21 protein-coding genes are annotated in these 19,379 nt (G+C 62.1%); 9 read left to right on the top strand and 12 right to left on the bottom strand.

The features are described from left to right. Positions 1 to 51: 51 nt before the first annotated feature. Positions 52 to 2,112 carry a DNA topoisomerase IV subunit B gene (gene parE / locus BHMPCIPO_RS08355; RefSeq protein WP_173516313.1) on the top strand — a complete coding sequence of 687 codons (2,061 nt, stop codon included), beginning with the start codon at positions 52 to 54 and terminating at the stop codon, positions 2,110 to 2,112. A gap of 131 nt (positions 2,113 to 2,243) precedes the next feature. Here the strand turns inward: parE and BHMPCIPO_RS08350 are convergent, their stop codons facing one another. Then, the gene (locus BHMPCIPO_RS08350) at positions 2,244 to 2,714 is read right to left on the bottom strand and encodes a GNAT family N-acetyltransferase (RefSeq protein WP_173516312.1); all 471 of its coding nucleotides are present in this window, start codon (positions 2,712 to 2,714) and stop codon (positions 2,244 to 2,246) included. Positions 2,715 to 2,939: 225 nt separating this feature from the next. Here BHMPCIPO_RS08350 and BHMPCIPO_RS08345 point away from each other — a divergent pair, with 225 nt between their 5' ends. Then, positions 2,940 to 3,359 (top strand): hypothetical protein, encoded by a 420-nt coding sequence (locus BHMPCIPO_RS08345; protein ID WP_173516311.1) that lies wholly within the window; start codon positions 2,940 to 2,942, stop codon positions 3,357 to 3,359. 168 nt (positions 3,360 to 3,527) lie between these two features. Here the strand turns inward: BHMPCIPO_RS08345 and BHMPCIPO_RS08340 are convergent, their stop codons facing one another. Beyond that, the gene (locus tag BHMPCIPO_RS08340) at positions 3,528 to 4,664 is read right to left on the bottom strand and encodes a DUF2336 domain-containing protein (RefSeq protein ID WP_173516310.1); all 1,137 of its coding nucleotides are present in this window, start codon (positions 4,662 to 4,664) and stop codon (positions 3,528 to 3,530) included. 74 nt (positions 4,665 to 4,738) lie between these two features. Between BHMPCIPO_RS08340 and BHMPCIPO_RS08335 the strand changes: the two genes are divergently transcribed. After that, complete coding sequence (locus BHMPCIPO_RS08335; protein WP_173516309.1) at positions 4,739 to 5,437, top strand: aldolase/citrate lyase/malate synthase family protein; 699 nt, start codon at positions 4,739 to 4,741, stop codon at positions 5,435 to 5,437. Between the two features lie 27 nt (positions 5,438 to 5,464). On the opposite strand, the gene BHMPCIPO_RS08330 is transcribed toward BHMPCIPO_RS08335, so the two are convergent. Then, on the bottom strand, positions 5,465 to 6,067 hold the full coding sequence (locus BHMPCIPO_RS08330) for a flavin reductase family protein (RefSeq protein ID WP_173516308.1): 603 nt from the start codon (positions 6,065 to 6,067) through the stop codon (positions 5,465 to 5,467). Further along, positions 6,067 to 6,651 (bottom strand): nitroreductase family protein, encoded by a 585-nt coding sequence (locus BHMPCIPO_RS08325; RefSeq protein ID WP_173516307.1) that lies wholly within the window; start codon positions 6,649 to 6,651, stop codon positions 6,067 to 6,069. The genes BHMPCIPO_RS08330 and BHMPCIPO_RS08325 overlap by 1 nt, the downstream gene beginning before the upstream one ends. Positions 6,652 to 6,751: 100 nt before the next feature. Between BHMPCIPO_RS08325 and BHMPCIPO_RS08320 the strand changes: the two genes are divergently transcribed. After that, positions 6,752 to 7,762, top strand: a complete 1,011-nt coding sequence (locus tag BHMPCIPO_RS08320; RefSeq protein ID WP_173516306.1) for an RgsD C-terminal domain-containing protein — start codon at positions 6,752 to 6,754, stop codon at positions 7,760 to 7,762. Between the two features lie 32 nt (positions 7,763 to 7,794). Here BHMPCIPO_RS08320 and BHMPCIPO_RS08315 read toward each other — a convergent pair whose 3' ends face one another. The 6 genes from BHMPCIPO_RS08315 to BHMPCIPO_RS08290 form a co-directional block, all read right to left on the bottom strand. After that, positions 7,795 to 8,634: a lysophospholipid acyltransferase family protein gene (locus BHMPCIPO_RS08315; RefSeq protein ID WP_173516305.1), complete on the bottom strand. Its 840-nt coding sequence runs from the start codon at positions 8,632 to 8,634 to the stop codon at positions 7,795 to 7,797. Between the two features lie 79 nt (positions 8,635 to 8,713). Then, a complete protein-coding gene (gene thrS, locus BHMPCIPO_RS08310) occupies positions 8,714 to 10,696 on the bottom strand; it encodes a threonine--tRNA ligase (RefSeq protein WP_173516304.1) in 1,983 nt (660 codons plus the stop codon). A 222-nt stretch (positions 10,697 to 10,918) separates the two neighbouring features. Next, a complete protein-coding gene (locus tag BHMPCIPO_RS08305; protein ID WP_173516303.1) occupies positions 10,919 to 11,458 on the bottom strand; it encodes a DUF1697 domain-containing protein in 540 nt (179 codons plus the stop codon). An 11-nt stretch (positions 11,459 to 11,469) separates the two neighbouring features. After that, positions 11,470 to 11,889 (bottom strand): DUF2267 domain-containing protein, encoded by a 420-nt coding sequence (locus BHMPCIPO_RS08300; RefSeq protein WP_173516302.1) that lies wholly within the window; start codon positions 11,887 to 11,889, stop codon positions 11,470 to 11,472. 5 nt (positions 11,890 to 11,894) lie between these two features. Then, the gene (yidD, locus tag BHMPCIPO_RS08295; protein ID WP_173516301.1) at positions 11,895 to 12,269 is read right to left on the bottom strand and encodes a membrane protein insertion efficiency factor YidD; all 375 of its coding nucleotides are present in this window, start codon (positions 12,267 to 12,269) and stop codon (positions 11,895 to 11,897) included. Between the two features lies 1 nt (position 12,270). Next, complete coding sequence (locus BHMPCIPO_RS08290) at positions 12,271 to 12,717, bottom strand: iron-sulfur cluster assembly scaffold protein (RefSeq protein ID WP_173516300.1); 447 nt, start codon at positions 12,715 to 12,717, stop codon at positions 12,271 to 12,273. 340 nt (positions 12,718 to 13,057) lie between these two features. On the opposite strand from BHMPCIPO_RS08290, the gene folE reads away from it, so the two are divergent. The 3 genes from folE to BHMPCIPO_RS08275 all read left to right on the top strand — a co-directional run bounded on the left by folE (position 13,058) and on the right by BHMPCIPO_RS08275 (position 15,510). Then, positions 13,058 to 13,675, top strand: coding sequence for a GTP cyclohydrolase I FolE (gene folE, locus BHMPCIPO_RS08285; protein WP_173516299.1), 618 nt, complete (start codon positions 13,058 to 13,060; stop codon positions 13,673 to 13,675). 23 nt (positions 13,676 to 13,698) lie between these two features. Beyond that, the gene (gene hisI, locus BHMPCIPO_RS08280; RefSeq protein ID WP_173516298.1) at positions 13,699 to 14,151 is read left to right on the top strand and encodes a phosphoribosyl-AMP cyclohydrolase; all 453 of its coding nucleotides are present in this window, start codon (positions 13,699 to 13,701) and stop codon (positions 14,149 to 14,151) included. Positions 14,152 to 14,550: 399 nt separating this feature from the next. Beyond that, positions 14,551 to 15,510 carry a patatin-like phospholipase family protein gene (locus BHMPCIPO_RS08275; protein WP_173516297.1) on the top strand — a complete coding sequence of 320 codons (960 nt, stop codon included), beginning with the start codon at positions 14,551 to 14,553 and terminating at the stop codon, positions 15,508 to 15,510. Positions 15,511 to 15,676: 166 nt separating this feature from the next. On the opposite strand, the gene BHMPCIPO_RS08270 is transcribed toward BHMPCIPO_RS08275, so the two are convergent. Then, the gene (locus BHMPCIPO_RS08270) at positions 15,677 to 16,105 is read right to left on the bottom strand and encodes a CBS domain-containing protein (protein ID WP_173516296.1); all 429 of its coding nucleotides are present in this window, start codon (positions 16,103 to 16,105) and stop codon (positions 15,677 to 15,679) included. A gap of 262 nt (positions 16,106 to 16,367) precedes the next feature. Continuing rightward, a complete protein-coding gene (locus BHMPCIPO_RS08265) occupies positions 16,368 to 17,099 on the bottom strand; it encodes a rhomboid family intramembrane serine protease (protein WP_173516295.1) in 732 nt (243 codons plus the stop codon). A 351-nt stretch (positions 17,100 to 17,450) separates the two neighbouring features. Here BHMPCIPO_RS08265 and BHMPCIPO_RS08260 point away from each other — a divergent pair, with 351 nt between their 5' ends. After that, positions 17,451 to 18,092 carry a PAS domain-containing protein gene (locus tag BHMPCIPO_RS08260; RefSeq protein WP_173516294.1) on the top strand — a complete coding sequence of 214 codons (642 nt, stop codon included), beginning with the start codon at positions 17,451 to 17,453 and terminating at the stop codon, positions 18,090 to 18,092. Positions 18,093 to 18,200: 108 nt separating this feature from the next. Then, on the top strand, positions 18,201 to 18,809 hold the full coding sequence (locus BHMPCIPO_RS08255; protein ID WP_173516293.1) for a PilZ domain-containing protein: 609 nt from the start codon (positions 18,201 to 18,203) through the stop codon (positions 18,807 to 18,809). The last annotated feature ends 570 nt before the right edge of the window (positions 18,810 to 19,379 follow it).

Genomic DNA, 19,379 nt, shown 5'->3' with positions numbered 1-19,379 from the left:
TTGCTATGGCCTCCGGCATCCCCAGACGACAGGAACGACCCGAACGGCCCCATGGACGACAACAGCGACCTCTTTTCAATGCCCGAGCAACCGAAGCCTGCACAGCCGAGCGCCAAGCCGGCGGTGCCAGCGGCACCAGTCGCGCGCGAAGAGCCGCGCCCTGCGCCGAAAGGCAGTGATGGCAGCGACTATGACGCTTCGGCGATCGAGGTGCTCGAGGGTCTGGAGCCGGTTCGTCGTCGTCCGGGCATGTATATCGGCGGCACCGACGAGAAGGCGCTGCACCACCTCTTCGCCGAAGTCATCGACAACTCGATGGACGAAGCGGTCGCCGGCCACGCGAACTTCATCGAAGTCAACCTCGATGCCGACGGCTTCCTGACCGTGACCGATAACGGCCGCGGTATCCCGGTCGAGAACCATCCGAAATTCCCGGGCAAGTCGACGCTCGAAGTCGTCATGACGGTGCTGCATGCCGGCGGCAAGTTCGATGGCAAGGCCTACGAAACCTCGGGCGGTCTTCACGGCGTGGGCGTTTCCGTCGTCAACGCGCTGTCCGATGCGCTCGAAGTCGAGGTCGCCCGCAACCGCAAGCTCTATCGCCAGCGCTTCTCCCGCGGCATTCCGCAGGGCGGGCTCGAAGAACTCGGCGACGTGCACAACCGCCGCGGCACCCGCGTTCGCTTCCATCCGGACCCGGATATCTTCGGGCCGCACGCACATTTCGAGCCCGGGCGGCTGTTCCGCATGGCGCGCTCGAAGGCCTATCTCTTCGGCGGCGTCGAGATCCGCTGGTCCTGCGATCCGTCGCTCCTGCAAGAAGGCTCCGAAATCCCGGACAAGGCCGTCTTCCACTTCCCGGGCGGCCTGAAGGACTACCTCGCCGCGACGCTCGGCAAGGAGTTCACCGTCACCCGCGAGATCTTCGCCGGCAAGTCGGAGAAAGCGAACGGGCACGGCTCGCTCGAATGGGCCGTCACCTGGTACGGCGGCGACCAGCAGGTGCATTCCTACTGCAACACCATCCCGACGCCCGAGGGCGGCACGCATGAGGCGGGTTTCCGCATCGCGCTGACCAAGGGCCTGAAGAGCTATGCCGAACTGACGCAGAACAAGCGGGCGGCGATCATCACCACCGACGACGTGATGATCTCGGCGGCTGGCATGCTGTCGGTCTTCATCCGCGAACCGGAGTTCGTCGGCCAGACGAAGGACAAGCTTGCGACGGTCGAGGCGCAGCGCATCGTCGAAAACGCGCTTCGTGACCCCTTCGATCACTATCTGGCCGACAATCCGGGAGAAGCCGCCAAGCTGCTCGACTGGGTGATCGAGCGCGCCGAAGAGCGCGTGCGCCGGCGCAAGGAGAAGGAAGTCAACCGCAAGACGGCGGTGCGTAAGCTCCGCCTACCCGGCAAGCTGGCGGACTGCTCGCAGAACACCGCAGAAGGCGCCGAACTCTTCATCGTCGAAGGGGATTCGGCAGGCGGATCGGCAAAGCAGGCGCGCAACCGCTCCAACCAGGCGATCCTGCCGCTGCGCGGCAAGATCCTCAACGTCGCGAGTGCGGGCCGCGAAAAGCTCAGCGCCAACCAGCAGATCGCCGATCTCGTCCAGGCCCTCGGCTGCGGCACGAGAACCAAGTATCGCGGCGAGGATCTCCGCTACGAGCGCGTCATCATCATGACCGACGCCGACGTCGACGGCGCGCATATCGCCTCGCTGCTGATCACCTTCTTCTACCAGGAGATGCCGGAGCTGATCCGCGGCGGCCACCTCTATCTCGCCGTACCGCCGCTCTACCGCATCAGCCAGGGCTCGAAGACGCTCTATGCCCGCGACGACGCGCATCGCGAAGAGCTGATGCGCACCGAATTTGCCGGCCGCGGCAAGGTCGAGATCGGTCGCTTCAAGGGTCTTGGCGAAATGCTGCCCGCGCAGCTCAAGGAAACGACGATGGACCCGGCCCATCGCACGCTGCTGAAGGTCGAGATCGACGAGATCGACTTCGAGGGCACGCGCGAGGCGGTGGACAATCTCATGGGCACGAAGGCCGACGCCCGCTTCCGCTTCATCCAGGAGCGCGCCGTGTTCGCCGAGAACCTGGACATCTGATCGCGGGATGGACGCGAAGACGCGTGACGTTCTTGCGCGTCGCACTCCACCGCTCAGCGATCGAGATCGAGAACGGCGGCACGAGTGCTGCCGTTTTGGTTTTCAGCGCATCGCGGTTCGGCGAGCCGAGATCATACCGCCCGGCGAACGGGCTTTTCCATGAACAGACTCAGCGGATCCGGCTGGTAGCCACCAAAGGGCGGACGCTCGACATAGGCGGCCGCCTTGTAAAGCCCGATCGCCTCGGGCTGGTAGATGCCGGTTTCGAGGCGAATTGCCGTATATCCGAGTTCACCCGCGCGTGCCTCCAGCGCCTGCAGCAACAGCTTGCCGATCTTCAGCCCCCTCGCCCCCGGATCGACGAACATGCGCTTGATCTCTGCCGTGCCGTCGTCGGCTTTCACCAGGGCACAGCAACCGACGATGTCGCCGTCACGCCGTGCCACATAGAAGGAAACTCCAGGCTGCTCCAGGCTCGACAAGTCGATCATATGATTGCTCTCGGCGGGATAGAGCGAAGCGGCATAGGCGTCGGAGAGTTCCAATAGACGCACGACCTGAGCTTGGCGCGGCGACTCCAGGGCTATGGTTACGGCAGGCACTTGTTTCGTCCTTCTCGATCTCAGCTATTTCTGCCGGACGTTAGTGTCAGCTTTTCCGCCAGCCAATACGTCAAATGACGCAGACGCCGGTCCCGCCTTATCAATCCGGCTAACGGGCCGAAACAATTTGTTCCGCGCCACCCGCTGCTCCGCCGCAATTCGGAGAGAATCGCACAGGCATAGGTTGATCCCTCACAAGCTCCAGGGACCAACGACAGGAACACCATGCAAGCGGCGCTGATTGTCATGACCATTCTCGGCTGCGACCACGATGTCAGCCAATGCCAGTACATCTCGACGGTCAACGGCACATGGCCGTCTATCGCCCAATGCGACACGGACTCGCAGGCGCAATTGCCAAAGTTCTCGAACGCAAACTATCCGGTCGTCGTCGCCGTTTGCGAAAGCTCCAGCCCGACCCTCGCCGACTTGACGCCGCCACCGGCCGGCTCCCAGCAGAGCCGGATGCCGCCCTCGCAGGTGGCGGAGCCGGAGCCTGAACCAACCTTGCCGAAACGGACACTGGCCTTCCTGTCGGGTGCCATCCCGGATCGGGAAAAGCTCAAGGCCATCGTCACAAAGCCGGTGCACTACATCGAAGACGGTTATTCCTGGGTCGCCCGCCGGTTCACCAACGAGAAATGAGCTTTCAGCAGGTTGTCCGCGGGCAGTCGCGCCGGAAACGGCGATTTCCTATACCGGTCACAGCGACGGTTGCGGCGGCCTTCGTACTACCGGAGGTGCGCCGGTCGCCGGAGCGCCTGCGGAGAAGTAGATGGAGACGCTGCGGGACGCAATCGACCGCAACCAAAGTCACGCGGCCTGTCGCGCCGCGAGTTCCGCGTAGTCGCGGGCCGACTGCCGCTCCTCGGCAAATGCCAGGCGCTCGAGCAGGTCGATCATCGCAGAATTGACCGGCGACGATGTCCGCGCATTCCGAAGGCGTGCAAGCAGTGCTGCGGAAACGGAAGCGACACTGTCGTTTCCGGCTGAAGCATCCTGGCGCCAGAGAAGCACGGCCGCAGCGAAGGTTTCGCTGACATCATGGCCGAGGCCGGCGCTTTCGAACAGGGCGCGGATCGAATGAATGCGGCCGCCGGAGAGGATGGAGCGCACGCGCTTTTCGCAAACGCCGGAGAGATCGACGATTGCCGCCGAGAAAAATTCCGCGCGGCCGGTAACGAGCGCATGGAGCAGGAAGGCTGGGGTCAGGCGCCCGGTCTCGCGCAGATGTGCCACGAGGCCAGGCAATTCCTCCACCGCCAGCGTGCCGGCCATGCCGACGGCAGCGATGTCGCAGGCTTCCCGGGTGATCCGCCGGCCCCGGGCTTCTCCGATCGCCGTCTGCACCAGGCCGAAGGCGGCCAGTGCCGCGCCCACCTCTTCCACCAGCGCGTGGCGGGCGTCGCTCGGCAGGTCCGGCCGTGCAAGCAACAGGTCACGCACGGCCGCGGAACAGCCAAGTCGCTCGGCGATGCGTTTCAACGACCGGCGCGACAGGTTGGCGCCCGCGTTTTCCAGGAGGATCAGAATTTCTTCCTCGCCGCCGATTTCGGCGATCGCGGCCGATACGGCACGGGAGACGAAGCTGCGCGCGGCGATCAGAGCCCGTGTTTCGAGCGTTCCTCTGGCCGCAAGGTCGACGAGGTCCTCATCCGTCAAGACCGGCGAGCGGGATATGACGACATAGGCAATTTCAGGCTGGTCCTCGGCGAGGCCGAGAATAATGGCGCGCGGAACGGACGAGCAGCCGCAAAGCGCATCGGCAAGTGCGTGCCGAACCTTTGGCGACGGGTCATCGAGCAGGAAGGTCATCGCCATCTCCGCGGCGCGGCGATCCAGGCCATTCATCTGCGCATCGACATAGGCGCGACCAAGCGCACTGGCGGCGCGGGTGCGCTCACCCGTTCTCGCCGTTTCCACCCAGCGAAGAAATGCTTGTATGATCACCTACGCCCCACTAGACCACGCCAATGCCACCGATGTTCAAACCCTAGCGGGCAAAGGTTTAAGATTGGTTCACCATGTCTGTTAACCGCTCCCAAACCATGAAGCCGCTGCTGATCGTCAAAAGCGCCCTCCCGGCCATGGACATCGTTGCACTCAATGCGCTCGCCGGTATCATCGTGGATATTGGTTCCGACACCGATACGCTTGCCGGAATGGCAGGTTTGGCAGGCCGCACCTTCGCGCTTCTCGCGCGCGTCGGACCGCTGGAGCGGCTGAGCGAAGACGCGTTGCAACAGCTGCTCGATAGCGGTGCCGACGGCATCGTGCTTTCCGGATGTCGTGGGCGTGCCGATATACAGCAGCTCGATGTGATGCTGCGGGTTGCGGAAGCCGCCAACGGCACCGCGCCCAATCCTATCCGGATCTATGGAGAATACGGCGGTTCGCCGGAGGGATTCTTGTCGCCCCATCCGCTGACGGACTCGTCGCCCCGCCTGAAGGCTCTGATCTTCAATGGCTTAGCGCTGGCAAAGTCCGTAGGTTGTCAGGAGCCGACCAGCGCTCGCCATCAGCGCGTCGCAGCGCCGATCCTCACCGGACGCGCGAATGTGGTCCTGAGGGCGTTCGAAGCCGGCGTGCCCGCCTATGAAGTATTGCCTGCCACCCCTGACGAAGCCGCGGCACGGTGGGTGCGATCGCAGAGCCGTGACAACGGTTTTGCCTCGGTCGTCTGCAACTCGGTCGAACAGGCAGCCATTCTAAGCAACGCGTGACCCATCACGCGGCCAAAGTCTCGGGTCTCAACGCGTCGGGCGGGTCATCTGAAAGACATCACCACCGTCGCAATAATCCATGTAACCAAGACGGGCGAGCGGCTTGACCGTCGCCATGTCGAAGCGGCCGTCGCGGATTGCTTCTTCTCGGATATGAATGCCGACGACCTGGCCGATGACGACATAGTTGTCGGTCACCGCGCCTTCCAGGCTTTTTGGTTGAAACATCTCGGTCATCCGGCACTCGAGCGCAGCAAAAGCCTCGGCGACGTACGGCGCATTCACCAAGGTGCCATCGACCGGAGTAAGCCCGGCGATCTCGAATTCGCTCTCGCCATGCGGTGCGGGAACAGACGTCTTGTTGACAGCCTCGGCAAGATTGCGGCTGGCGAAGCTCGCCGTGAACTCACCCGTCGCCTCGATGTTGCGGACCGTATCCTTGTGGCCGCTGGACGAGAACATCACGAGCTTTGGCCGATCACTGATGGCGTTGAAGAAAGAATAGGGCGCGAGGTTAAGCGTGTCGTCGGCCCCGCGCGTGCCGATCCAGCCGATCGGCCGTGGCGAGACGATGGCCTTGAAGGGGTCATGCGGCAGGCCGTGACGATTCGAGGCCGTATCGTAGAACATCAGGCGTCCTCTCCGACCCAGGTGACGATCTCGGCGAGTTCCGGCCGCGGCCGTTCCGTCGGCGGCACCATCGCGGTACCGATGTGGATGAAGCCGGCAAGTTTCTCACCCGGATTGACACCCAGCAAGGGATAGGCGCGTTCGTCGAAGGCGAACCATTCGGTCAACCAGTTGGAGGCGTAGCCGAGTGCGTTTGCGGCCATCAGCAGATTGAGACACACGGCGCCGGCAGACATCAACTGCTCCCATTCCGGGATCTTGAAATGCGGCGCAGCCTTGCTGACCACGGCAACGACGACCGGCGCCCGCGTCAGCCGCGTTTCCTCGACCTTGATCATTTCCTCCGAAAGATCCGGTTTTACCGCCAGCGCCAGCGCCTTCAATTCGGCGCTGATGCGCGCCCTTTCCTCGCCGCGATAGACGATGAAGCGCCAGGGAGCGAGCTTGCCGTGATCCGGCACACGGGAGGCGAGCTTCAGCATCTCCTCGACCTCGGCCCTGCTGGGGCCGGGTTCGCCCATCTGGAAAGCGGGGATCGAGCGGCGGGACGCAAGGTAGTCAACAAGCTTAATTTCGGTTTTCATGTCGGATGAATTCCACTAATTTGCCGCAGCATCGGAAGCCACGAAAATGCCATATCGGCGTCCCAAGTGGAGTCACTCAGTCAGGAAGTCAACTGCTCTCATGCGTGCATGCTCTCGTATTTTCCTCGGAACCGGGCTCGCGATCCTTGTCGCCGGCGCTGCCGCGGAAAGTGTGCGTGCCGAGGATGCGACCCAGGCCTTCGAGAGTTTTCCCTCGATCGCCGGCCCGCGCAAGATGCCGAAGCTTACGGGCTTCAGCCCGATGACGACCGATCCGATCGCGGAAGGCACCTTGAAGGATGTCAAGCTCGAAGCCTTGCTCACGGAGAAGGGCGCGCCCGTCGAAGCCGGCCTGACCTGGCGCGTGTTCAGCCCGATCCCGGGAAGCGACGGCAAGCTGCCGCTGCTGGCGACGTCGGAGGGCGGCTCGACGGCATTCAACGTCGCACCGGGTGATTACTTCGTCAACGTTTCCTTCGGACGCGCCTCAGCAACGCGCAAGATCCGCGTGCCCGAGGAAGGCACGCTCGAAAAGCAGACTCTGGTCTTGGATGCAGGCGGCATCAAGCTGAACGCCGTCTCCGGCAGCGATGTCCGCATACCGCCGGCAGAACTCAGCTTCTCCGTTTATTCCGCAGATACCAAAAGCGACGGCGAGCGGGCGCTCATCATGTCGGATGTGAAGCCGAATACGGTGATCCGGCTCGGCGCCGGAACCTATCACGTGACCTCGAGCTACGGTGCGACCAACGCTTCGACAGCCGCCGACATCCAGGTCGAGGCCGGCAAGCTGACGGAAGCGACCATTCAGCACCGCGCTGCCAAGCTGACGCTCAAGCTGGTGTCGGAACCGGGCGGCGAAGCCATTGCCAACACCGCCTGGACGATCCTGACGTCGGCAGGCGACACGGTGGATGAAGAAAACGGCGCCTTCCCGACGCTGGTTCTGCTCGAAGGCAGCTACTCCGCCGTCGCGCGCTACAAGGACAAGATCTACGAACGGGACTTCACCGTGAAGGCCGGCGTCAACACGGACGTCGAAGTGCTGCTCAGCAGCGGCGGCAACGACGCGAACACCAATCCGGGCGCCGTCTCTGAAGCACAGGACTAACCCCAGCGTAACGGTAAGCGATTGACGCTACGTCAGCCGGCTCGCCGCATGAACCGCCGGCGCGGCGGCGCCATGGAGAAGACCGCGTCATAGATGCGGGCCAGCAGATCCTTGCGATCACTACAGACGCCGAGGTCCTCGGGCGTCAGAACCCGGCCGATGCGCGCCGCGATCGTCGTGCCGGACAGACGGCGGAACTCGCGGATCAGTAGCGACAGCCTCAGCGTCAGTGAAATCTTGCTCGCCAGATGGAAGATGGGACCGTTCTGCCCCTCGAAGTAGATCGGGATGACACTCGCGCGCGCCGCCTGGATCAGTTTCGCCGGGAAGATCTTCCAGGGCAGGTCCTCGGCACGGCCAAACCCCTTGGGCGCGGTCGCGACGCCGCCGGCGGGAAAGATCACGATGGTCACGCCCTCCTTCAGCAGCCGCAACGCCTCATGGCGCGTCGCCATGTTGACGGCCAGCGCCTCCTTCGTCTCCTCGAACGACACCGGCAGGGAGTACGGCGCCATTTCCGGCACCTTCAGCAGTTCGTTGTTGATGAGGACGCGGAACGGTCGGCCAAGCTGTTCGGCGAGAGCCAATACGGCGATGCCGTCACCGATGCCGAACGGGTGATTGGCGACGATGACGATCGGCGTGTCGGGCAAATGCCGCGGCGGCCACTCGCCCTGGGTGCGCAGCTTCACATCGATGAGCTGCAGCATCTCGCCGAAGACCCGATCGCTCTTGCCGACGATGTCGGACCGCCAGCGCGTGTAGAGCTTTGCGTAACGGTTGCGGCCCGACAGGCCTTCGATGGAGCGGATGAACCAGCGCTTCAGACGCCGGTCGTTTGCGTTGGCGTAGGACAGCTCTTTGAACTGCACGGAATTCTCCGATGGATCATCTCGTATCCGGATATTCCGCTAATATGACAGTTTGCTGACAAAGCAAGTGCCCGGGGTCTCAACCCCGGGCTTTCTTTTCGGCCTTGCGCTTGAGGTCCGGCGCCATGGCTTCCGACGCGAGCGATGCAATCGCCTCGTCGAGCGACATCGCGGTCTGCGCCTGGGAACCCAGACGGCGGATGTTGACCGAACGTTCTTCGGCCTCGCGCTTGCCGCAGACGACGATGACCGGAACCTTGGTCACCGAATGTTCGCGGACCTTGTAGTTGATCTTCTCGTTGCGGAAGTCGGTCTCGACGGTCAAGCCCGCATCACGCAGGAGCTCGGCAACCTCGCGACCGTAGTCGTCGGCTTCCGAGGTAATCGTCGCGACGACGACCTGCAGCGGCGAAACCCAGAGCGGCATATGGCCGGCGAAGTTCTCGATCAGAATGCCGAGGAAGCGCTCCATCGAACCGCAGATGGCGCGATGGATCATGACCGGTTGGCGCTTTTCCGATTCCTTGTCGATGTAGAATGCGCCGAAACGCTCCGGCAGGTTGAAGTCGACCTGGGTGGTGCCGCACTGCCATTCGCGGCCGATTGCGTCTTTCAGCGTATACTCGAACTTCGGCCCGTAGAAGGCACCCTCGCCCGGCAGGATGCCGGTCTTGATGCGGCCTTCCGACTGCGCCTCGATCGTCTTCAGCACGTCCATCATCACGCTCTCGGCGCGATCCCAGAGCTCGTCGGAGCCGACGCGCTTGTCCGGGCGAGTGGAGAGCTTGACCACCACTTCCTTGAAGCCGAAGTCCTCGTAAACCGAGAGGATGAGGTCGTTGATGCGCAGGCATTCCGCCGCCATCTGCTCGTCGGTGCAGAAGACGTGGGCATCGTCCTGCGTGAAGCCGCGCACGCGCATCAGACCGTGGAGCGCGCCCGAGGGCTCGTAGCGGTGGACGTTGCCGAACTCGGCCAGGCGAACCGGAAGTTCGCGATAGGACTTCAGGCCATGCTTGAAGATCTGGATATGGCCGGGGCAGTTCATCGGCTTCAGCGCGAAGACGCGGTCGTCGTCGGTCTCATCACCGGCGACCGTCACCTTGAACATGTTGTCACGGTACCAGCCCCAGTGACCCGAGGTTTCCCAGAGCGACTTGTCGAGCACCTGCGGCGCGTTGACTTCCTGGTAGGTGTTTGCGAGCCGGCGGCGCATGTAGGCCACCAGCGTCTGGAACATACGCCAGCCCTTGCCGTGCCAGAAGACGACGCCCGGGCCCTCTTCCTGGAAATGGAACAGGTCCATTTCGCGGCCGAGGCGACGATGATCGCGCTTTTCGGCTTCGGCGAGCACGTGCAGATACTGGTCGAGCTCTTCCTGGGTGTGCCAGGCGGTACCGTAGATGCGGGTCAGCATCGCGTTGTTGCTGTCGCCGCGCCAATAGGCGCCGGCCACCTTCATCAGCTTGAAGGCCGTGCCGATCTGACCGGTCGACGCCATGTGCGGGCCGCGGCAAAGGTCGAACCAGTCGCCCTGATAATAGATCTTGAGATCTTGTCCCTCGGGGATCGCGTCGACGAGTTCGACCTTGTAGCTCTCGCCCTTTTCAGCAAAGACCCGGCGAGCCTTCTCGCGCGACCAGACTTCCTTGGTGAAAGGCTTGTTGCGTGCGATGATCTCCTTCATCCGCTTTTCGATGAGCGGAAGATCGTCCGGAGTGAAGGGCTCGTTGCGGGCGAAATCATAGTAGAAGCCATTGTCGATGACCGGGCCGATGGTCACTTGCGTTCCCGGCCACAATTCCTGCACAGCCTCGGCCATCACGTGCGCGGCATCGTGACGGATGAGTTCCAGCGCGCGCTTGTCGTCGCGCACGACGATCTCGATCCTGCCATCGGTCACGGGATCGGACAGGTCGCGCAGTTCGTCGTCGAGCGCAATCGCCACGGCTTTTTTGGCGAGCGACTTCGAAATCGATTCTGCTACGTCACGGCCGGTCGTGCCGAAGGGATATTCGCGCACCGAGCCATCGGGAAATGTAAGGGAAACGGAATTCGACATAATGATCTCCTATCCAGTCCCGCCAACGAATGCGGGTGGTATGGTTGACCGGCAACGACCGGTGAATGACGATACAGCGTCGCATCCGTCGGACGCGCATAGATCGCTGTAGTGCTTTGGATTGCTGCATGTTTTGCCCCAGGCCGGAGGCGACCCGGGGAAACACGCGTAGCCTGATAAAGGGTTTTCGAAAGTGAGTAAAGGTGAAGGCAGCGATGGAGCCTAGCGGCGCAGCATCTCGGCAAGCCCCTTCACCGTATTCCAGTTGCGGAACGTTCCGACACCGAGACGCTTGGTCGTCATCGCACCCAGGAGTTTCGATTCGCTCGCCTTGCCGGTGAAATGGACCCACAGATCGCCGTCGACGATTGCCAGCCGTTCGCCGGCGACACAGTAACGCTCGAGACCTGCGAGCGCGGCGTCCGTCAGCGGATCGCGCATCACCCGCACATGGACACGCGTCGCGTCTTCTTCGCCCTCATCGCGAAACGGATTTGATGCCGCGAGCTTCCGCCAGCCGGCGCCGGACCGGACAATTATGTCGACATGCCGGCCAAATGTCTTCGCGAAAGCCGTCTCAAGCGGCGATTCGAGGTCTCTAGTGGACATTTGTCCGGCCTCAAACACAAGATTGCCTGTCGCAACCAACGTTCGCGGCGAACGGTAGCCGAGGCCTTCAGCCATCTCTCTGAGATCGGCCATCACGACCCGTCGCCCGGCACCAAGAACGATGCTGTAGAGCAAGGCAACGTAGCTGTTCATCTCTTCTCCGTTCATGCACGCCAGAAATCCGCGGCGCCCGCCGGCAGGCGGGCGAGAACCCGATCGAGCTTTGCCTCGTCGATGTTGCGACGCAGGGCGGCAGCCACATCGACGATCGCGCTGTCCGGCGAAAGATTGTGATCGGGCCGGAACGCCTGCACCTCGCGGGTCATGGCGATACGGCCCGAAAACGGGCTCTTCGGTTCTTCGAGGTCCCATTCGGCGACGAAAATCGCGCGCAGCACCGGCGGCAAGACATCTGCGAACAGGATGGCCTCCTCAAGATCCAATCGCCGCCGGAAAGTCTGGAACACCGCCTGAACCATCGTATAGGCCTGGTTCGTCGTCTGCAGCCCGGCCAGCTCGCGCACGTCGAGGATGAACCGGTCGAAGTCGACCGAGGCCTGGCGGTATTCCATCGGCATGGGCATCGTGATCAACCAACCTTCGGCCGCGGTCGCCAGTAGCGCCACGGCGCATACCACACGAGGCGAGACTCGAGCCGTTCCGGCACCGGATCAAAACCGTGCGTCCCGCCTGGCCCGCAGCGGGCGACGCGAAACAGCGTCATCCAACCTCCGGCCCAGAGGCCATGACGCGCGATTGCCTCATAGCCGTATTCCGAACAGGTCGGCAGGTGCCGGCACGAATTGCCGATGAAGCTCGAAAGCGTAAGCTGGTAGGCGCGGATCAGCGCCATCCCGATCAGCCGCCCCGGAGTCTTGCGAAACGGGCCATTCCAGTTTCGACCATGCGCCGCCGGCTCCGCACCGCTGTGCGGCGAATGCCGACAATTCGGTTCGCCGCACATGTCAGACGGCCGCGAGCAGCCGCTTGGCTTCGATCTGCTCGATGGCGTCGACCACGGCATCAAAAGTCAGCATCGTCGATGCGTGGCGCGCCTTGTAGTCCTTGACGGGGCGCAGAAAGCGCATGTCCTCGAAGCGCCCGGACGGCCCCTCGCCGTCCGCCTTCAACATGGCAAGCATGTCCGCACGTGCCTGGCGGATTTCCTCCGCACCGGCGCCGACGACATGGCGCGCCATGATCGAGGAAGATGCCTGACCCAGCGCGCAGGCCCTCACGTCATGGGCAAAATCGGTGACCACGTCGCCGTCCATCTTCAGCCAGATATGCACCTTCGAACCGCAGAGCTTCGAATGCGCGGTCGCGTCCGCGTCGGCGTCCGAGAGCGTTCCGATGCGCGGAATGTTGCCGGCAAATTCGAGAATTCGGCTGTTGTAGATGTCATCCATCATTTGACGCGATCCGACTGATTTTTCGCGGTTTTGAGTGATCGACACATGATTTTCTCCGGTAGGCAGGAAAAAAGCACGACGCGACACGCTCCGCCTCTTTCATCTCTGTGGCACCATACTATATGCTATGTCGTGTTGGGGCGACAGTTCCGCAAGAGGAACTATGTCGCCTGTTGTTTGGGAAACCGTGCCGGAAGGTCCAGTGCACTGCTAAGCCAGGACCCGAAAGCCCCGGAGCCCGCCAACGGAACCCAAGCCTGCAGGGTTAGGCGAATGGCCAGTGGCGAGTTGTCCGAAAGATAAAACGTCAAGCAATCCCGTATTGCTCAAAGAGGCCATTATGGATGCCATAGTGAAGAATTTTCCTGTGCTCGACGATGCGAGCCGCCGCCCGACCCAGAAGGAAGCGGAGGAAGCCGTACGCGTTCTGTTGCGCTGGGCCGGCGACGATCCGGAGCGCGAAGGATTGAGGGACACGCCGGCGCGCGTGGCGAAGTCCTACCGCGAGCTTTTCAGCGGCTATGATCTTGCCGCCGAAGACGTGCTTGGCCGGACCTTCGAAGAGGTCGCCGGCTACGACGACATGGTGCTGGTCAAGGACATCCCGTTCTACTCCCATTGCGAACACCACATGGTGCCGATCATCGGCAAGGCGCATGTCGCCTACCTGCCGAATGGCCGCGTGCTCGGCCTGTCGAAGATCGCCCGCGTGGTCGATATCTACGGCCGCCGGCTGCAGACGCAGGAATCGATGACGGCGCAGATCGCCCGGGCGATCGACGAGTCGCTTGCCCCGCGCGGCGTCGCCGTGATGATCGAAGCCGAACATATGTGCATGGCGATGCGCGGCGTGCAGAAGCAGGGCTCGACAACGCTCACCACCACATTTACGGGTACGTTCCAAACGGAACCGGCCGAACAGGCGCGGTTCATGACCATGATCAGGGGCTTCAAGTAAGGCTCCGACAGACGGAGCCTTCCATGACGCTCATCTTCGACGCCCCCTCTTCCAACAAGGCCGAGCTGGAATCCGGACCGGCCTTCACGCCCCGTTTCGACGAAAAGGGCCTGATCACCGCTGTCGTCACGGACGTGCGGGACGGCGAACTCTTGATGGTTGCCCATATGAACGCCGAGGCCCTGGCGCTGACGATCGAGACGGGTATCGCGCACTATTACAGCCGCTCGCGCAAGAGCCTCTGGAAGAAGGGCGAAAGCTCCGGCAACCTCCAGACCGTCAAGGAGATCCGCACCGATTGCGACCAGGATGCGATCTGGCTGAAGGTCTCGGTGGGCGGTCACGACGCCACCTGCCACACCGGTCGCCGGTCCTGTTTTTATCGCACGGTCGGCGTCGAGAGCGGCCAGGCCATCGTCACAATCACCGACGACCACAGGCACTTCGACCCTGCCGAAATCTACGATAAAAATTAGGAATCGCGCATCTTTTTGATGCGGCCACATGCTATATTTATCATTTGGAAACCAAGCGAGCGCCTAATCCTCAAGCAAGGATGCGGCGCGACGGGGGGAGCGGCAACGTTCCCGATTGTATTGCAAACTGTATCCAATATTTATCGGTCATGCCGCAATCGGCGACGGGATCGGTGATATACCTAAGTACGGTGCCAGTCTTTCAGCAATGGAATAGGACGAGGCCGGCACCTGCGCCGGCTTGGCGAAGCCTCCCAAGACGCGCGCATCAATATGCCTCTCTCCAGGATCGAATTCGGTCCTGGGAAGTTAAGTCAATGATGAATTGCCACAGCGATCTTCGCGCATTCTCATCGACGTGTCGCGCTGCGGAGTATTCGGCGGTGTTGGAGGTGCCGGATGTTGAACTGGACTTTTACGCGTAGCAACCAAATTACAGATCCGTCCGACTTGGACGGAACATCGATTTCAACAACGCCGCCAGAACCTGCGACACCCCCGCAAAAACCGAAGATCGCCATTGCCCTTGGGGGCGGCGCCGCCCGCGGTTGGGCGCATATCGGCGTGCTGCGCGCCCTCGACGAGGAAGGCATCGAAGTCGGCATGATTGCCGGCACGTCGATCGGCGCGCTCGTCGGCGGCTGCTACCTTGCCGGCAAACTCGACGAACTCGAGGCCTTCGCCCGCTCCCTCACCGTTCGGCGGATCGCTGGCCTGCTCGACTTCGCCATTGGCGGCGGCGGTCTCTTCGGCGGTCTCCGCCTGACCAAACGCATGCAGGAGCACCTGGAAGGTCTCAGCATCGAAGGTCTCGACCGACCGTTCATCGCCGTTGCGACCGAAGTGCATAGCGGTCACGAGGTTTGGCTCGAAAAGGGATCGCTCATCACCGCGATCCGCGCCTCCTACGCGCTGCCCGGCATCTTCGAACCGATCAAGGCGAACGGGCGCACGCTCATTGACGGCGCGCTCGTCAATCCAGTCCCGGTCTCGGTCTGCCGCGCTCACGAGCAGCAACTCGTCGTCGCCGTCAACCTGAACTACGACCTCTATGGCCGCTCCGCCGTCGTCAAGCACAGCGCTGGGATGGAAACGCCTGATGCACATGAGAAGGAAGCGACCCATCACTCCCGCCTCGGCATGACTGGCGTGATGGTTCAGGCCTTCAATATCATCCAGGATCGTATTTCGCGGGCCCGCCTTGCCGGTGATCCGCCGGATCTGGCGTTGCACCCCAAGCTCAACGATATCGGCCTGTCGGAGTTTCATCGTGCAGGTGAGGCGATCGACCGCGGCTACCACGAAGCGAAGGCCAAGCTCATGGAAATCCGCAGAATGCAGGACGCGCTCGTGCGCTGACGCGCATCCCATCAATCTTCTGCGTTGGCCCCGCGGTGATGGCGCGGGGCATTGCTCATTTGAAGGAACCCCTTCGCGAAGCCGAAGAACCGCTTCGCGCGTCGTCGCTACAAGCAGGACGACGTATCCGAGGCGGATAAGAGGGCGGCGTGGGCCGCCCTACCCGTTAGCCAGCGATATAGGCTTTGATCTGTTCGGTCTCGTGCTCGATCGCACGGATGTGGTGCTTGATCACGTCTCCGATCGAAACGATGCCGGCGAGGCGGCCATCTCTTTCGACCGGCAGATGACGGGCCCTGAGCTTGCTCATCATTTCCATCAGGGCCTGGACGGACATTTCCTCGGTGCAGCTATAGACGTTCTGCCACATGACGGCCGCGACCGGCCTTTCGAGACAGGTGGCTCCCTGCTTGGCGATCGCTGCGACGATGTCGCGCTCGGTGAGGATGCCTGCGATCTGATCGTCCGCATCGACGATGATGACCGCACCGATATGATTGTCACGCAAGAGAATGGCAGCCTGTTGGACTGGCATCTGCGGGCCGACCGTTACGACATTGCGGCCCTTCTCATCGAGTATTGCTTTTACTGACATGCGCACATCTCCCGTTGCGACAACACCGGGTCGGCAGGGAAGGTCCAGCCGTCTCTCGTGCGGTACGGTCGGGCGATGGAACCTGCACCCTGGCCGCTTACGATCGCCTGCCCGCGTGCTCCTCAGACGCGAATGGGCTTTCGATACCCGGCCTTCACAGGCCGCCTGCCTCTCGACAATCGGCGACCGCAGCAAATGGTGCGCCAGCACCCTTGGGAAATCAAGCGCTCAGCAGCGCCGTGCGCCGATCTTTCCCCGGCCGTCAGTCGCGCGGGTCGAAAAGGCCGAAGAGAAGAAAGCCGAAAAGGAAACCGCCGATATGGGCCTCCCAGGCGATGCTGCCCGCGCCGCCAGGCGTGAACATGCCAAGCCCGATCAGGAAGTTGGTGAGGAACCAGATCCCGGTGAAGATCAGAACAGAGCGATTTGCCAATGATTCGCTGACAGGCAGCCGTCGGTTGAGATGGGCAAATTGCCGGCTGATCCGTCCACTTGGCGAGAAGACGAAGCGCGCCGCCGCGCCCATGAAACCGGAAACGACACCCGAAGCGCCGACGACCACGATCATCTCACCCCAATGAAATGCCGTGTGCAGCGCAACGGCGGCCGCAGCCGAAAGGCACCAGAACACCGCCAGCCGCCCCATGCCGATGCGGCGTACGACCGGAGCACCGAAGGCGACCATCCAGAAGATATTGAAGATCAGGTGCTCCCAGCTCCCGTGCAGGAACGAATAGGTAATGGGGCTCCACAGCCAGGCGAGCCCCTGCTCGGCCAAGGGGTGATCGTAGCGCGCCGGCAAAAAGGCGAAGTTGAAGATGATCTCCTGATCGATCGCAGGCGTCAGGACATAGGTGCGCAAGGCGTGAATGGCGATCAGAAACAGCAGGATGCCGGTCAGTCCGGCCGGCAGATTGAAGGCAGGCTCACGCGAAGGACCGGCGGCGCTGTCCCGGTCCGTCTCCGGCGGCGTTGCCGTCTGATCTCGTTCCATGGCTGCTGCTTTCTCCATCGATTGGTCCGTTCGATCGAATTCGATAGAGGCGATGGCATGACATCGCCGGATTCGGACCGGACTGGGGGCGCCCAGCCATAAGCAAACAAAAAAAGACCGTCCAGTAAAAACTGAACGGTCGCCAAGCTCAAATCCGAGCTCCAGTTCAAGTGCCGAAGCCAACGCTTCGTGAAGTCATGTCTTCCAGTGCCAGTCGCGGCGCCCGCGTGCAATCGAAACCGTTCGTTAACCTTAATTTCGAGCTGGCATGGTTTTCGCTCCATTGATCTCAATACCGCGATGAACGGCCAAACATGTGCCAGACCGGCACAGACGGCTCGCAGAAATGGAATGAACGCAAAGATGCGCAGCAATACGAGCACGGAGCTTTTCCGATACTGGAACACCATTCGCGGCAAGCGCGACCTTCCCCGTCGGGACGAACTCGAGCCGGGGGACATCCGCACGCTGCTCCCCAACCTGTTCATTCTCGAGCGTGACCGCAACGCCGGCATCTCGTTTCGTCTGGCGGGAACCCATGTCTGCGCCCTCTTCGGCCTTGAGTTGCGCGGGCGGCAATTCGGCTTGCTCTGGCTGAACGCGCAGGCGGCCAAGGCGCAGCGCATGGCCGGCCAGGTGATGACACACCGGGTGCCGGTGATGCTGTCCGCCAGGGGCCGTACCGCCGATGCGCGCGAGATCGAGGTCGAAGCGCTGTTGCTGCCGCTCGCCTCGACCGAAGGTGCAAGCGACCGAATCCTGGGTGCACTCTCGCCGCTTTCCCGCCCGTACTGGTTGCATGCGACGTCGGTGGAAGGCCTTGACGTCACCGGCATGAAAATCCTCGATCCCGATCGCACAGCCGTGTTTCGCGAAGAACAGGCGACGGAATATGTCCCGCCCCGCGCAGATTCACAGGGCGGCGAAGGAGTTTTCGGCGAGTTCCGTCGGGTCCGACATCTCCGCATCCTGGAGGGCGGGCGTCGCGGCTGATCGCCGCCGCTGTCCCGGGCTGACCACCTGGACCAACCGGAGGACGAACCTTCTATTAACCCGAACGTCCTAAACTCTGCCTGCCGAAATACGTCATGCAGAGTCACCATGTTCTCGTTCCAGCACACTCAGAATACCGCTCCGAAGCCGCATCACGAAGGTGCGTTCCAGCGCGTTTCGGTGAATCTTGCTGGACGGCTGATGCTCGCCAATCACGACGAATATGACTGCACCGCCGTCGACATGTCGCCCGGCGACGTCCTGTTTTCCTCACCGGCACGGCCGCGGGCGGGTGAGCGTATCATCGCCTATATCGACCATGTCGGTCGCCTCGAGGGCACGGTGTCGCGCGTTGCCGACGATGCCTTTGTGATTCAGCTCAACGCCACCGAGCGCAAGCGCGAGAAGCTGGCCGCGCAACTCACCTGGATCGCCAACAAACATGAACTCGGACTACCGGAGGACCGGCGCCACGATCGCCTTGCACCGCGCAAGACGTCTACGGAGCTGACGCTCGACACCGGCGAAAAATTCCCTTGCCGCATCATCGACCTCTCACTCTCCGGCGCTGCCGTGGACATCGAGAACCGCCCGCCGATCGGAACCCCGGTCATGCTCGGCAACATGAAGGGCAAGATCGTTCGCCATTTCCAGGAAGGCTGCGCCATCGAGTTCTCGGGCGTGCAGTCCCGCGAAGCGCTGACAGAATTCCTCTGAGGCCCGCCCGCGCCATCGCGCCTGCCCTACTCCAAGATCAAGTTCGCTGGCCCGATCCTGCCGCACGAAACGAGGGCGCCTCGCGAACTACCGGTTTCGCTTCCTGCCCTCAAAGTCTTTGATATTTCGCGTGTCGGCATCGCAAAGCCGCGCATCTTTGCGCGACATGCCTTGATTCTCGGCCTTCACAGTAGATCTGCCCAATAGGCCGCAACGAAGCTGCCGTTGAAGCTCAGCCGATCGAAATCGTTTCGAGGCCGAGTCTGCCTCATTTCGGAACATCACGACCCGACCGCGGCTTCCGGCAGTCGCAAATATTTTCTCGAACAAATTCAAGGCGCGACGCATATTCCAAGTCGAAAAACGTCGACACAATCGTCGGATTTCGCCTCGCGCGCCACACATCGCGCCCGCCATTCTCCCGTAGCCGCTGCGCCGGTCGGCCCGCGGCTCGGCATGGGTCGATTGATTACAATCACTTACATGGTCAAGGAAACATTAACGGACGGTCATTCCGCTGGAAAATCAATAAAATTTGAGTCAAATTCGATTTAAATAAAGATCAAAATC

It is taken from the genome of Ensifer sesbaniae (assembly GCF_013283665.1).
Lineage (GTDB): Bacteria > Pseudomonadota > Alphaproteobacteria > Rhizobiales > Rhizobiaceae > Ensifer > Ensifer sesbaniae.
Note: the sequence above shows the minus strand (reverse complement) of the source record. Positions and strands in the feature narration are given on the sequence as shown.